The sequence below is a fragment of the Robertmurraya dakarensis genome, from assembly GCF_900156875.1.
Taxonomy (GTDB): domain Bacteria; phylum Bacillota; class Bacilli; order Bacillales; family Cytobacillaceae; genus Robertmurraya; species Robertmurraya dakarensis.
The window spans coordinates 3,402,706-3,417,498 of record NZ_LT707409.1 but is presented as its reverse complement, the minus strand read 5'-3'; the positions used below and the strand labels follow the sequence as shown (position 1 = coordinate 3,417,498).

Genomic DNA, 14,793 nt, shown 5'->3' with positions numbered 1-14,793 from the left:
GTTTTTGACGTTGCTTATCACCTATACTATAATTAGAATGTTATGGACTAGAAAAATAAGGTGAACGCTGCCCTATTTAATAATTGAGGTGAATGACATTGTTTGATCGTCTTCAAGCGGTTGAAGATCGCTACGATAAGCTGAATGAGCTTTTGAGTGATCCTGAAATTGTAAACGATACGAAAAAATTACGTGAATATTCAAAAGAGCAATCCGATATACAGGAAACGGTGGAAACATATCGTGAATATAAAGAAGTCCGTTCTCAGCTAAAGGATGCTAAGGCCATGCTGGAGGAAAAGCTTGATGCTGACATGCGGGAAATGGTCAAAGATGAAATAGATGAGCTCGAAGAACGTCAGGAAGAGCTCGAAGGCCGGTTGAAAATTCTACTCGTTCCAAAGGATCCGAATGATGATAAGAACGTAATCATGGAAATTCGCGGTGCTGCAGGCGGAGATGAAGCGGCCCTTTTTGCTGGAGATTTATACCGTATGTACAGCCGTTTTGCCGAAGCGCAGGGCTGGAAAACAGAAGTGATTGAAGCAAGTTCAACAGGTGTCGGCGGCTACAAGGAAATCATTTTTATGATTAACGGAAAAGGTGCTTATTCGAAGTTGAAATTTGAAAATGGAGCACATCGTGTGCAGCGTGTCCCTGAAACAGAATCTGGCGGGCGCATCCATACTTCTACTGCAACGGTAGCGGTATTGCCTGAAGCGGAAGAAGTGGAAGTCGATATCCATGAAAAGGACATTCGTGTTGATACATTTGCTTCAAGTGGACCAGGAGGACAAAGTGTTAACACAACGATGTCTGCTGTCCGCTTAACGCATATTCCGACCGGTACTGTGGTTTCCTGTCAGGATGAAAAATCACAGATTAAGAATAAAGAAAAAGCGATGAAAGTACTTCGTGCTCGTGTGTATGATAAATTTCAACAAGAGGCGCAGGCTGAATATGACCAGCAGCGTAAATCTGCCGTCGGTACAGGAGATCGTTCTGAACGTATCCGCACGTATAACTTCCCGCAAAATCGTGTAACAGATCATCGCATTGGTTTAACGATTCAAAAGCTTGACCAAATCCTTCAAGGAAAAATGGATGAAATCGTCGATGCGTTAATTTTAGAAGAGCAATCTGCAAAGCTGGAAAGTGCATCTGATGTCTAAAAAAGTATTTGAAGCCCTCAAATGGGCTTCTTCTTTTTTAACACAACAAGGCCGTGATGAAAATGCGGGAGAATTATTACTGCGGCATTATATGGGAGTAAGCAGGTCCTCTTTATATGCAAGCCTAAGGGATGAGTTGTCAGAAGAAGTTTGGCAGTCATTTCAAAAAGCTGTGCACCTGCATGCAGGAGGGGAACCTGTTCAGTATATTATTGGCTATGAAGAATTTTATGGCCGGAGATTTATGGTAAATAAAGAAGTCCTGATTCCTCGACCTGAAACGGAAGAATTGATTGTGGAAGCACTAAAAAGGATTTCAACACTTTTTGGAAATGATGAGAGTTTGAAGGCTGCCGATATTGGAACTGGCAGCGGGGCAATTGCGGTTACGTTGAAATTAGAAAAGCCAGCACTTGCGGTCACTGCTACTGATATAGCGCAAGAATCGCTCGCGGTAGCTGAGCATAATGCGAATATGCTTGGTGCTGAGATTGAATTTATTCAAGGTGATTTGCTTCAGCCGCTCATAAACCGAGGTGAAAAGTTCGATGTGATTTTGTCGAATCCGCCTTATATTCCTCAGGGTGATTTGGAGAGTATGTCTGTCGTGGTGACAGAGCATGAACCGCATCGGGCTCTTTTTGCCGGTGAGGATGGGTTGGACCTTTACTTGAGGATGATGGAAGAGCTGCCGTATGTTTTGAGAAGAAAAGCATTGGTTGGTTTTGAAATAGGTGCTGGTCAAAGTGAGGCTGTATCCAATATGCTAAGAACTGCATTTCCTCAAAGTAAGGTTGATGTTGTCTACGATATTAATGGGAAAGATCGTATGGTTTTTGCGGAAATAGAACAATAACCCAGCATAGGTGATGGGCCTTGGAACGTGCCTTTATTGTGAGTGTTTAACAGCATGTGGAAAGGTTCATCACCTTGCAGGTTTTTCAGAAATATAATTTAACAGAGCTGCATGAAAAAATTTTTAAATTTAATAGTTTAAGATTCTCTCGTCCTGTCCACAATGAGTGGTGAAGGGACGGTGTCAAAGACATGAAAATTAAAACAAAAACGTTTGCGGCCTTATACATTTTAATTTTATCGATTGGAACGATTTTAAGTTTATATATACCGAAAAATGAAGTAACAGCTAATGATGTGCAGGTGATCCCGAACGAAGCGATTAGACTAAGAATTTTAGCTAACAGTGACAGTTCGCAGGATCAGGAGATTAAGAGACAGGTAAGAGATGCAGTCAATGCAGAAATCACAAAATGGGTGGAAGAGTTAACTTCTGTAGAAGATGCTAGAAATCTACTTAGAGCAAAAATCCCGGAAATTCAAAAAATAGCTCAAGAAGTACTAGAACAACAGGGTGTTCAACAAAGTGTACAATCTCAATTTGGAACAGTTCAGTTTCCGACAAAGCTATATGGTGAATTCTTATATCCAGCAGGTGAGTACGAAGCAATTTTGATCACCTTGGGTGAAGGGAAAGGCGCCAATTGGTGGTGTGTCTTATTTCCACCGCTGTGTTTCTTAGATTTTTCAAATGGAGTTGCAGTCAGCGAAGGCTTTGACGAAGAAGAGGAGCAAAAGGAAGAGAAAGAGAAAGAAGATAGTAAGGAAGAGAATGACAGTAAAGAGGAAAAAGAAGATAAAGAAGAAAAGGAAGAGCAGCCTCCTGTTTATGTCAAAGAAGATGAAGAATCTGTTAAAGTGAAGTTTTTTCTAGTAGAAATCTTTCAAAAAATATTTGGATAAATTAAAAATCTCTGATAGGTGTTGAACCTAGATTATGCCAAAAGCCTTGCTCCCCCTGCGAGGTTTTTTTATTTCTAGCAAAGTAATACAGTATTTTTTAAAAAACTAGTCTATTAAGTTCTACTTTCTCTATCTTTTCATATTAATAGAATAACTTTAATTTTCGTATGGAGGGATATTGGATGGAATCAACGATTCGCTGTGCCGAGGCTCTTGATAAACAGAGATTGCTCTCTTTTTTAACTGAAGCAAGATTAGAGACAGCAGGTGTGGAGGAATTTATTGATTATTTTTTACTATTAGAGAATGAAGATGGCAGCATTCGTGCGACGCTGGGGATCGAACCATTGGGAGAGATTGGGCTGTTAAGGTCATTGGTGATGACGAGCAGGACGAGTGAAAAAGATCTATTACTCATGCTTGAACAAATGCTTGTGCTGGCGAGAGATAAACAATTGGAAACCCTTTATTTAGCTACTAATAAAGAAGCATCACTGCCGTTTTTTATGGCATTAGGTTTTGTGAAGACGGATAAGGAAGATTTACCAGAGGGGATATCTTTGTCCACACACGGGAATCATTTGTTAACTGTGGATAACTCTGTATTTCTAATGCTAAATTTATAATAATGTGGATAAAATTGAGAAGTTATCCACTTTTTCAAGAAAGTTATTCACGTTTTGTGGATAACACTTGAGTTCGCTAACATCTTCTTTTATACTTTCATAGGTAATATGAGTATAAATAGCGAAGGTGGACAATGATGGAAACTAAAAGATGGTCAGTGGATAAAACTGTGGACAAACGAGAGCTCTATCCACAAGTTTCACAGGCTGCTGACCTTTTAAGAGAGAATGAAGTAATAGCTTTTCCAACAGAAACGGTGTATGGATTAGGTGGAAATGCTGAAAATGATGGAGCCGTTTCGAAAATTTTTGAAGCGAAGGGACGTCCAAGTGATAATCCACTCATTATCCACATTGGTAAGATGGAACAAATTGAGGAGTTTGTACAGGAAGTTCCTCAAAAAGCAGCTAAATTAATGGAGGCCTTTTGGCCAGGGGCGTTGACGATTATTTTTAACAAAAAGGAAGGGGCATTGTCGGATGTTGCAACAGCCGGGTTATCCACAGTTGCCGTTAGAATGCCGGATCATCCGGTCGCTTTAGCGATTCTGCAAGAATCGGGGCTCCCGATTGCAGCACCGAGTGCCAATCGTTCGGGCCGGCCCAGCCCTACAACGGCTCAGCATGTGTGGGAGGATTTGAACGGAAGGATTGCTGGGATTGTTGACGGGGGGCCAACCGGAATTGGAGTGGAATCAACGGTTATTGATTGTACGGAAGACATTCCAGTCATTTTAAGACCAGGCGGTGTAACGAAGGAACAGCTTCAAGAAGTAGTAGGAGAGGTTGGAGTCGATCCTGCTTTATTAAAATCGAAGGAAGCGCCGAAGTCTCCGGGGATGAAGTATACGCACTATGCTCCAGATGCCCCTCTTTATTTAGTAAAGCGCGGACGTGAAGAGTTGCAGGAGATCATAAATGAAAAAAGGCGGGAAGGCCTTTCGGTTGGCGTGCTGACGACGGAAGAAAATAAGGCGTACTATGATGCTGATGTCGTCTATGCATGTGGACGAAGGGCAGAGCTTGAAACAGTGGCAGCTCATCTCTATGAAGCGCTGCGAAGCTTCAATAATACGGATGTAGATCTGATCCTCAGCGAAACCTTCCCATCTGAAGGAGTTGGCGACGCCATCATGAACCGCCTCCTCAAAGCCGCAGGCCATAAAGTTATCGAATAAGTAAATTTAGGTACCTGGTACCGGTCGTGGACAGTGTCTTTTTCGGGTGGACATTTGCTGGGTTAGAATTGGCTGTTTGTGCGATATGTTTGACTTCTAAACGCTGTTGGACTTGCATATGCTGAATTAGCAAGTTTAGGGAGGCGCGAAGGATGTCATCGATAATCGGCGAGTTACTAACACTAATACTAATGGCGTTTGCACTAGGGATGGATGCATTTTCAGTTGGTCTGGGAATGGGAATGTTCCGACTGCGCCTCAGGGAAATATTTAAGATTGGCTTAACAATAGGATTATTTCACATTTTTATGCCGCTGCTCGGGATTATTGCCGGACGGTTTCTTTCTGAGCAATTTGGGACATTTGCCGCTTATGTCGGGGGAGTGTTGTTAATCATACTAGGAGTGCAAATGATATGGTCAAGCTTCAGGAAAGAAGATGAAGGTGCTCTCATTACTCCTGTGGGATTTGGTCTATTGGCATTCTCGATAAGCGTAAGTCTTGACAGCTTCTCTGTCGGCCTAACACTTGGGATTTACGGAGCCAAGACCGCTTTAGTACTTTTATGCTTTGGCGCCGGGGCATGTCTGTTAACTTGGCTGGGCCTTCTAATCGGCAGGAGAGTGCAAGGATGGCTTGGTACATATAGTGAAGCACTTGGCGGAAGTATTTTAATGGCATTTGGTGTGAAATTACTCCTGTTGTTTTAAGAAAAAAGTTCAAAGATGTATCGTATAGAACAAAAGGCGCCGATTGGCGTCTTTTTTATTACTTTGTTAAAAATTCTCTCTGCTATTTTATTTGTCAATCTATAAATGTTAAAATTTTAAAAATAATATTTGAATATTTAAGGAATTTTACTTAGTTTTACAATACATGCCTATTTTAAATAGGAAAAATGTCATATAATGTAGAAACGAGGAGGAGCCAGTAATGATCCGAATTTTATTTGTTTGTACGGGGAATACATGCCGCAGTCCGATGGCCGAAGCGATTTTAAAAAGCAAGGGGATTCCAGGGATTGAAGTGAAGTCGGCAGGAGTATTTGCTGCAAATGGAGCATCAGCATCACAGCATACTCAAACCGTATTAAAAGAACAAAACATCACCCATGACCATCGATCTTCAATGTTGACGGAAGAGAGTGTAAATTGGGCAACGTACATATTGACAATGACATGGAGTCATAAGGATTCAATTAACAATATGTTTCCAATGGCAGCAGGAAAAACCTTTACATTGAAAGAGTTTGCAGAAGGTGATTCTTATGGTGATATTAGTGATCCATTCGGCGGACCTCTTGAATTATACCGGCAAACATACAAAGAGCTTCATGACATAATCGATAAAATCATAAAAAAGATAGAAAAAGCTGGTGACAGCTAGGGAGGAAAACATGGAGGAAACGAAAGGATTGAAATTTGGACTTAGAAAGAAACTTGTCTTGTTTATTACGATACTTGCGGTGATTACGTATTCGACAAGTGCGCTGTTTATCTATTTTATTTATCCAAATATAAAGGGCTCAATACCGATGAGTGAGGCAGCTTTTACGGTCCTCACGCTATTGATGGGAATCATTTGGTCTGGCGTGCTGGCCTTCCTTGCTGCCGGGTTTATTATTAGACCTCTCCAAAAGCTTGAAAAAGCAGCATTAAAGGCAGCAAATGGTGATATTAGTGAAGACGTTGAACTGCCAAAATCAGATGATGAGATTCGTTCGCTCGGGATTGCCTTTAATCATATGCTTTATAATATTAGAGAAATGGTTCAAAAAATTGACGAGAACTTCCGTGAAACAAATGACAAAGTGATCGCCATATCGAATGAATCGACAGCCGCAGCAGAACAAGCGGAAGCGATTGCAAGAACCATTAGTGAAATTTCTCTTGGTGCAGACAACTCCGCTGTTTCTATCCAAGAAACAGCAGAATCGGTGGAAGATGTCATCCGCATTGCAGAAGAAGTACAGGAAACAGCTAAAACTTCTGGAATGGTGTCAAAAGAAATGGTAGAGGATCTTAAGCAATCAAAAAATGTCATACACTCATTAGTATCTGGTATTCAAAAGCTAGCGGCGGATAATGAGCAATCGCTGCAGACTGTAAAAAAGTTAGAGGAAAATGCGGCAAAGGTCGAGCAGATTATTGGGCTTGTTGGTGATATTGCTGCACAAACGAATCTTCTCGCACTCAATGCTTCGATTGAAGCGGCGAGGGCAGGAGAGCATGGGAAGGGCTTTGCGGTCGTAGCCGAAGAAGTCCGCAAGCTGGCCGATGAAAGTGCTAAAGCCGTTCAAGGCATCTCGGAGCTCATTCAAAATATTCAAACTGAGGTACGTAATGTTGTCAAGCAAATCTCAGAACAAGTGGATTCTGCCAACAATGAAGCGAAAAAAGGGTCGAAGACGAATGAAGTGATTGAAGAGATGACGAAGAGTGTACATGAAATGGCTGATTCTGTTATGAAAATCACAACCCTTGTGGATAAACAAATGGAGAGCATTCAACATACCTCTACACAATCCCAGGAAGTTGCTGCGATTGCAGAAGAGACATCTGCTGGGGCGCAAGAGGTGACGACAGCGACCAATCATCAGGCAGGGGTAATCGAGAATGTGGAAAAGTTAGCTTTAGATTTGAAAGGTCAGGCAGAGCAGCTTAAAAACACGATTACAAGGTTTAAAATATAGAATATGTATAGGGAGCAGACATACCTGTAAAGTGTGTCTGTTTTATTTATGTAAAAATTATGACATAGTACCAAATTAAGACAAACCATCTTTAATTTTTCAAATGTTTATGTCAAAATGAAAACGTTCATAATAACCGCATGCGAGAAAACGTATATATCTAGGAGGAATAGCGATGAAGGTAGCAATTGCATCAGATCATGGCGGAATTAATATCCGTGAAGAAATAAAAAAATTAATGGACGAGCTGGGAATTCAATACGAAGATTTTGGCTGTGAATGCGACACATCTGTTGATTACCCTGATTATGCTTTGCCGGTAGCTGAAAAAGTTGCAGCTGGTGAGTTTGATAAGGGCATTCTTATTTGCGGTACTGGAATTGGAATGAGTATTGCGGCAAACAAGGTAAAAGGCATTCGCTGTGCACTCGTACACGATGTCTTTAGTGCAAAAGCAACGCGTCAGCATAATGACAGCAATGTATTAGCAATGGGAGAACGTGTGATTGGCCCTGGTCTTGCACGCGAAATTGCAGAAACTTGGCTGACAACTGAATATGAAGGCGGGCGCCATGAAAAGCGCGTTGGGAAAATTACAGACTACGAAGGTAAATAATGATTCTATTCTTGCTTTTCTCACGAAAGGAGGAAGGTAGATGTCAACAGAAATTAAAGAATGGGAACAGCAGTTAAACACGATACTGACTGAGTTTAACGAAGCTGTTGCTCTAAAAAAAGACCAGGTATTCTTGGTTGGCTGCAGCACAAGTGAAGTGATGGGAGCTAAAATCGGTACAGCCGGAACGTTTGAGGTTGCGGCGATGATTTTCGGGGAAATAAAGAAGCTCCAGAAGGAAACAGGTATAGCACTGGCGTTTCAATGCTGTGAACACTTAAATCGAGCTGTGGTTGTGGAAAGGAAGACGGCACTTAACCAGGGACTCGAAGAAGTATCTGTTATTCCTGTACGCAAGGCAGGGGGAGCAATGGCTGCTTATGCCTATGAACAGTTGGAAGATCCTGTAGTAGTCGAGCATATTAAGGCGGATGCAGGAATTGATATAGGCGATACGCTGATTGGCATGCATCTCAAACATGTCGCTGTTCCTGTCCGTGTTTCAAGGAAGGAAGTTGGCAGTGCACATGTGACACTGGCGAAAACACGTCCAAAGTTAATTGGCGGTCCGCGGGCAGTATATGTGAAAAGTGAAGAAAACAGCTCTTGTACGTAGGAAGTAAAAACTTTTGTCTTCGGGCAAAGGTTTTTTATTTTTGGGAAAAAAGTGTGTATTCACTAATAACGAACATTAATGAGTGTTAACGCAAAAAGTATTCGGATTTTATTAAAAAGAGTTCTTGCGTATTTGTCCATTTCCTATTAGAATGTAACACATGAGTATTTTCAAAATCGACAAAAAATTTAACCGTTTTTGATCATGAGGAGGATGGAAAATGAAGCATTTAGCACAGCAGGACGAACAAGTTTTTCAGGCAATTCAAAAGGAATTAGGCCGTCAGCGTACAAAAATTGAATTAATCGCATCCGAAAACTTTGTAAGTGAAGCAGTTATGGAAGCACAGGGGTCTGTTTTAACAAACAAGTATGCAGAAGGTTATCCGGCAAAACGTTATTATGGCGGATGTGAATATGTAGATATCGTAGAAGATCTTGCACGTGAACGTGCGAAGCAAATCTTTGGAGCAGAGCATGTCAATGTTCAGCCGCACTCAGGTGCACAGGCAAACATGGCTGTTTACTTTACAATCTTAGAGCCAGGTGACACGGTTTTAGGGATGAACCTATCTCACGGTGGACATTTAACGCACGGAAGTCCTGTTAATTTCAGTGGTGTTCAATACAATTTCGTTGATTATGGTGTTGACAAAGAAACACAAACGATCAACTATGAGGACGTTTTAGAAAAAGCACGTACACATAAGCCAAAATTAATCGTTGCTGGCGCTAGTGCATACCCTCGTGAAATTGATTTCAAACGCTTTAAGGAAATTGCAGATGAAGTGGGAGCTTACTTCATGGTAGACATGGCTCATATTGCAGGCCTTGTTGCTGCTGGACTTCATCCAAACCCAGTTCCATATGCTGATTTCGTGACAACAACAACACATAAAACACTTCGCGGACCTCGCGGCGGAATGATTCTATGCAGAGAAGAATTTGCGAAAAAAATCGACAAGTCCATCTTCCCTGGAATTCAAGGTGGTCCATTAATGCACGTTATTTCTGCAAAAGCAGTTGCATTTGGCGAAGTGCTTCAAGACAGCTTTAAGGAATATGCAGCTAACATTATTGCGAACGCTAAGCGTTTAGCTGAAAAGCTTCAAGAAGAAGGATTGAACCTTGTTTCTGGCGGAACAGACAACCACTTATTATTAGTAGATGTTCGTTCTTTAGGCTTAACAGGCAAAGTAGCTGAACATGTATTAGATGAAGTCGGTATTACCGTTAATAAAAATACTATTCCATTCGAAACAGAAAGCCCATTTGTCACAAGCGGAGTGCGTATTGGAACAGCGGCTGTTACATCTCGCGGCTTTGGTTTAGAAGATATGGATGAAATTGCTTCAATCATCGGATTTACTTTGAAAAACCACGAAGATCAAGAAAAGCTTGCAGAAGCGGCACGTCGTGTTGAAGCTCTTACAAGCAAGTTTACATTATATCCTGAGTTATAAGATGGTAAAAGAAAGTGAGATTCCGGTTTTAGGAGTCTCGCTTTTTATTTGGTTGAGGGTCATGACCGTTTTATAAGAGAATTTTTATAAAATGGGTCTTAAGAAAGATCTTTAAGTCCCAATGGGGGTAATTTTTATAAAAAAAAGCCATTAGAATATGCCTCATGAACCGCCAGCACTCTTTTTATCAAAAAGCGGGTCATTAGAATGAGATTGCCCTTGTTTATTACGTTCTGTCATAAAAAGTTCCTATTTAGAAAACTCGTTATAGGTTGCTCTTGAAAATGTTTTTCTGTAAAATTAGACGAAGTGTGTTACATCTAAGACTAAAAGGAGAGATCTAGATGGCAAAAGTTTACGTTTTTGACCACCCGCTTATTCAACACAAACTTACATACATACGAGAAAAAGACACAGGAACGAAGGAATTTCGTGAATTGGTTGATGAAGTTGCAACATTAATGGCGTTTGAAATTACGAGGGACATGCCCCTTGAAGAAATTGAAATTGAAACACCTGTTAGTAAAACAAAATCTAAGGTATTATCAGGTAAAAAGATCGGTATCATCCCAATTCTGCGTGCTGGCATCGGCATGGTTGATGGAATTTTAAAATTAATCCCTGCTGCAAAGGTGGGACATATCGGCTTATTCCGCGATCCGCAAACATTAAAGCCGGTAGAATATTTTGTTAAGCTGCCAAGCGATGTCGAAGAAAGAGATTTCATCGTTGTGGACCCGATGCTTGCTACGGGAGGATCTGCGGTAGAAGCGATCACTTCATTAAAGAAGCGCGGCGCAAAGAATATTAAGTTCATGTGTTTAGTTGCAGCTCCAGAAGGGGTCGAAGCAGTAAAAGAAGCTCACCCGGATGTGGATATTTATATTGCAGCATTAGACGAGAAATTGAATGAAAAAGGCTATGTCGTGCCAGGTCTTGGTGACGCAGGCGACCGTTTATTTGGCACAAAATAATGAAGGCTGGTGTTCTGATTGACCCGACGTATTAAAGTCATGACCATATTTGGGACAAGACCTGAAGCGATTAAAATGGCTCCGCTTGTTCTGGAAATCCAAAAGTACCCTGAGTATTTTGAGTCCATCGTAACGGTGACAGCGCAGCATCGCCAAATGCTTGACCAAGTGCTGCAAATTTTTGGGATCACTCCGGATTATGATTTAAATATCATGAAGGACCGTCAAACATTGGTGGATGTAACAACCCGAGGCTTAGAAGGTTTGGATAAAGTAATGAAGGAAGTAAAGCCCGATATTGTTCTTGTGCACGGCGATACAACAACAACATTTGTGGCAAGCCTTGCTGCTTACTATAACCAAATCACCGTTGGCCATGTTGAGGCAGGCCTTCGTACGTGGAATAAATATTCACCATTCCCGGAAGAAATGAATCGCCAGCTTACTGGTGTCATTGCTGATCTGCATTTTTCACCGACGTCAAAATCGGCAGAAAATCTGCGCACGGAAAACAAAAATGAAGAAGATATTTTTATCACCGGAAATACGGCGATTGACGCTTTAAAGACGACGGTTAAAGAAGAGTATACACACGAAATTCTCACCAAGCTCGGAAATGACCGCTTGATTTTGCTAACGGCACATCGCCGTGAAAATCTTGGCGAACCGATGAGAAATATGTTCAGCGCAATCAAGCGGATTGTGGAAGAACAAAAGGATGTCCAGGTGGTGTATCCTGTCCATTTAAACCCTGTCGTAAGGGAAATTGCTTCAGAAGTATTAGGAAATGACCACCGTATTCATCTAATTGAACCGCTAGACGTCATTGATTTTCATAACTTTGCAGCGAGAGCGCACTTAATCTTAACGGACTCGGGCGGTGTTCAAGAGGAGGCGCCATCTCTTGGTGTGCCTGTTCTAGTTCTTCGTGATACAACGGAACGTCCAGAAGGAATTGAGGCGGGAACGTTAAAGCTCGCTGGTGTCGAGGAAGAAAATATTTACAGCTTAGCGACTGAGCTTTTAACAGATGAAACTGCTTATGAAAAAATGGCAAAAGCGGTAAATCCGTACGGTGATGGAGAAGCATCGAGACGAATTTGCGAAGCGATTCGCTTCTATTTTAAAGAAACAAGTGATAGACCTGATTCCTATCAACCTTTAAAAGGCTGACGTTAAAAACGTCGGCTTTTTCTAATGCGCATATTCACCCCCATTAAAGAACAATCTAATGAAAAAAGAGAGGGGTGATTGCAAATGAAACGTATTATGCTTTTCCTAACCATAACTTTATGTATGATGCTGCCTCTTTCCCCCATCAAAGCCCTTGATCTCAAACACCCTCCGATTCCGGAACAATCACCGCAGGAAGAAAAAGTAGCGATTGTCACTCTTCCGAAAAATCATTCCAAAGAGCAAATAGAATCGCTCATTAGTGATTATCCTGATTTAAAGTTGCGCTATATTTATCAGCATGCGCTTCAAGGCTTTTCTGTTAAAGGCAGTCTGGCTTCTTTATCAAAGCTTGCAGAATCTGCAAATGTTAAAATGGTCTCTCCTGTATTTACATACAAAGCGGAAAAAGCTGAAAATATTTCTCTAATTGGCGGCGATGATGTCAGGGGGATGTTTGACAAAGGAAATAAGCGTTTGACTGGAAAAGGGATGACCGTTGGTGTGATCGACACGGGTATCGACTACACCCACCCCGATTTAAGAAGGAACTATGCAGGGGGGCATGATCTGGTGGACGGCGATGATGACCCAATGGAAACGAAAAGTCAAGCGGGACAAAGTACTCTTCATGGGACGCATGTGGCAGGCATTATTGCGGCTAACGGAAAATCCAAGGGCGTGGCCCCTGACGCTAAGGTCATTGCGTACCGGGCGCTAGGTCCAGGAGGTTCCGGCACAACGGAACAAGTGCTGGCAGCGATTGAAGAAGCGGTTAAAGATAAGGTTGATGTGCTCAATTTATCGCTGGGAAATAGCATCAATGGACCGGATTTGCCGATTAGTTTGGCTCTTAATAAAGTGGTAGAGAAAGGGATTGTTGCGGTAACCTCGTCTGGTAACTCTGGTCCGAATATGTGGACGGTAGGTTCGCCGGGTACAGCGGCAAAGGCAATTTCAGTAGGTGCCTCGACGCCGCCTATGAAGATACCTTATCTTACTGTTAAAGATTTAAAAATAAGGTTAGAGCCGATGCTGGGAGCACAATTTTGGAATTTAGACCGATCCTATCAAATGGCTTTCGGCGGGTTAGGAAAGCCAGAAGAACTGAAAAAGGTTAAAGGAAAAATAGCTCTCATTGAAAGAGGAGAAATAACGTTTACGGAAAAAGCAAAAAATGCACGCGAGGCCGGAGCAGAGGCTGTTGTCATTTATAACAATACAAAGGGTGCTTTTATAGGAAACATTGACCAGCCGATTGATATACCTGTTGCTACTTTATCAAAAAAGGTAGGCGAAAAGCTGAAAAAGCTCATTTCTAAAGAAGAGATATTTATAACAACTACTATAATAGAACAAAAAGATTTACTTGCTGACTTTAGCTCCCGGGGCCCTGTTACTTCTACATGGGAAATTAAGCCAGATGTGGTTGCGCCAGGGGTAGCGATTAATAGCACGATACCAGGCGGTTATCTGGCATTGCAGGGAACGAGCATGGCATCCCCGCATGTGGCGGGAGCGTGTGCATTAATTAAGCAAGCTCATCCGGATTGGAGCCCTGAACAAATAAAAGGGGCGTTAATGAATACAGCGCTGCCGATAAAGGATGAAAAGAAGCGTCCTTATAGAACATTTGAGCAGGGCGCGGGGAGAATCCAAATAAAAGACGCCATTGAAACAGAATCAATTGCCACACCAGCGTCGCTGCAATTCGGGCAGTTCAAGCTGGGTGAGCAGCTGCATGTACACAAGCAGAATATCGAAATTGAAAATGTCAGCGAGAAGAGAAAAACATATTCTTTCAAAATTCCAAGAAATGAAAAAGGGATAGAATGGGAGCTTCCTCAGTCTTTTACGCTAAAACCAAAAGAAAAACGTAAAGTAGAAGTTAAAATGATGGTCGATCCTCACGTCCTGGCAAAGAATCTGTATGATGGGTATCTTGAATTGAGTGCAGGCAGCCAGCAAATCAGAATTCCGTATTTATATGTAGTTGAAGAACCTGACTATCCAAGGGTGATGGGATTTGATTTCGGCTTGGGTGATAAAGAAGGCACCTATCGATACGAAGTGTATTTACCAGGAGGCGCAGAAGAGTTTGGAATTGCGCTGTTCGATCCAGACAGTTATCAATTTGTCGGATTTTTAGATTGGAAGCGAAAGGTGGGCAAAGGAATGCTCAAAGAAGAGCTGTCAAACCAGAAACTTCCCAAAGACGGGATGTACATTGCCAAGGTATTTGCGAGGAAAGCAGGGAAAGAGGATATGCTGGAGTCAAATATAATAATTGTTAAGAAAAGATAAGTATAATCCTTTCCAAGGGTCTAATGTGCTTCGTTCGATCCTTGGAAGGGGATTTTTTTTGAGGATAGGAAGCTGAATGTTACTCCCTTTACCAGATGTGTAATGAAAGTTCAAGATGGTGATAAAAGGTAAATATGTAAAATTTGTGAACGTCACTGATTTACCGCATTAATGTGTGATTTTTTTCACTGTAAACGCATTGACATTGATAATGTGCTATTG

At 41.7% G+C, this 14,793-nt stretch carries 14 protein-coding genes; all 14 read left to right on the top strand.

What is annotated here, in order from left to right; translation table 11 throughout:
- Positions 1 to 98: 98 nt before the first annotated feature.
- Positions 99 to 1,172: a peptide chain release factor 1 gene (gene prfA, locus CZ487_RS25045; protein ID WP_077215079.1), complete on the top strand. Its 1,074-nt coding sequence runs from the start codon at positions 99 to 101 to the stop codon at positions 1,170 to 1,172.
- The gene (prmC, locus tag CZ487_RS25040) at positions 1,165 to 2,028 is read left to right on the top strand and encodes a peptide chain release factor N(5)-glutamine methyltransferase (RefSeq protein WP_077215078.1); all 864 of its coding nucleotides are present in this window, start codon (positions 1,165 to 1,167) and stop codon (positions 2,026 to 2,028) included. The genes prfA and prmC overlap by 8 nt, the downstream gene beginning before the upstream one ends.
- Positions 2,029 to 2,219: 191 nt before the next feature.
- Positions 2,220 to 2,930 (top strand): stage II sporulation protein R, encoded by a 711-nt coding sequence (gene spoIIR / locus CZ487_RS25035; protein WP_077215077.1) that lies wholly within the window; start codon positions 2,220 to 2,222, stop codon positions 2,928 to 2,930.
- A gap of 182 nt (positions 2,931 to 3,112) precedes the next feature.
- On the top strand, positions 3,113 to 3,556 hold the full coding sequence (locus tag CZ487_RS25030) for a GNAT family N-acetyltransferase (RefSeq protein WP_077215076.1): 444 nt from the start codon (positions 3,113 to 3,115) through the stop codon (positions 3,554 to 3,556).
- Positions 3,557 to 3,693: 137 nt separating this feature from the next.
- Positions 3,694 to 4,734, top strand: coding sequence for an L-threonylcarbamoyladenylate synthase (locus tag CZ487_RS25025; protein ID WP_077215075.1), 1,041 nt, complete (start codon positions 3,694 to 3,696; stop codon positions 4,732 to 4,734).
- A gap of 152 nt (positions 4,735 to 4,886) precedes the next feature.
- On the top strand, positions 4,887 to 5,444 hold the full coding sequence (locus CZ487_RS25020) for a manganese efflux pump MntP (RefSeq protein WP_077215074.1): 558 nt from the start codon (positions 4,887 to 4,889) through the stop codon (positions 5,442 to 5,444).
- 223 nt (positions 5,445 to 5,667) lie between these two features.
- A complete protein-coding gene (locus CZ487_RS25015; RefSeq protein WP_077215073.1) occupies positions 5,668 to 6,120 on the top strand; it encodes a low molecular weight protein arginine phosphatase in 453 nt (150 codons plus the stop codon).
- 10 nt (positions 6,121 to 6,130) lie between these two features.
- Positions 6,131 to 7,426: a methyl-accepting chemotaxis protein gene (locus CZ487_RS25010; RefSeq protein ID WP_077215072.1), complete on the top strand. Its 1,296-nt coding sequence runs from the start codon at positions 6,131 to 6,133 to the stop codon at positions 7,424 to 7,426.
- Positions 7,427 to 7,601: 175 nt separating this feature from the next.
- Entirely contained in the window at positions 7,602 to 8,042 is a 441-nt protein-coding gene (gene rpiB / locus CZ487_RS25005; RefSeq protein ID WP_077215071.1) for a ribose 5-phosphate isomerase B, read from the top strand.
- Positions 8,043 to 8,082: 40 nt separating this feature from the next.
- Positions 8,083 to 8,658 (top strand): TIGR01440 family protein, encoded by a 576-nt coding sequence (locus CZ487_RS25000; RefSeq protein ID WP_077215070.1) that lies wholly within the window; start codon positions 8,083 to 8,085, stop codon positions 8,656 to 8,658.
- A 220-nt stretch (positions 8,659 to 8,878) separates the two neighbouring features.
- Positions 8,879 to 10,120, top strand: a complete 1,242-nt coding sequence (locus CZ487_RS24995; RefSeq protein ID WP_077215069.1) for a serine hydroxymethyltransferase — start codon at positions 8,879 to 8,881, stop codon at positions 10,118 to 10,120.
- Positions 10,121 to 10,464: 344 nt separating this feature from the next.
- The gene (upp, locus tag CZ487_RS24990; protein ID WP_077215068.1) at positions 10,465 to 11,094 is read left to right on the top strand and encodes a uracil phosphoribosyltransferase; all 630 of its coding nucleotides are present in this window, start codon (positions 10,465 to 10,467) and stop codon (positions 11,092 to 11,094) included.
- A gap of 18 nt (positions 11,095 to 11,112) precedes the next feature.
- Positions 11,113 to 12,267: a non-hydrolyzing UDP-N-acetylglucosamine 2-epimerase gene (wecB, locus tag CZ487_RS24985; RefSeq protein WP_077215067.1), complete on the top strand. Its 1,155-nt coding sequence runs from the start codon at positions 11,113 to 11,115 to the stop codon at positions 12,265 to 12,267.
- 84 nt (positions 12,268 to 12,351) lie between these two features.
- Positions 12,352 to 14,571, top strand: a complete 2,220-nt coding sequence (locus CZ487_RS24980; RefSeq protein WP_077215066.1) for a S8 family serine peptidase — start codon at positions 12,352 to 12,354, stop codon at positions 14,569 to 14,571.
- Positions 14,572 to 14,793: the final 222 nt, after the last annotated feature.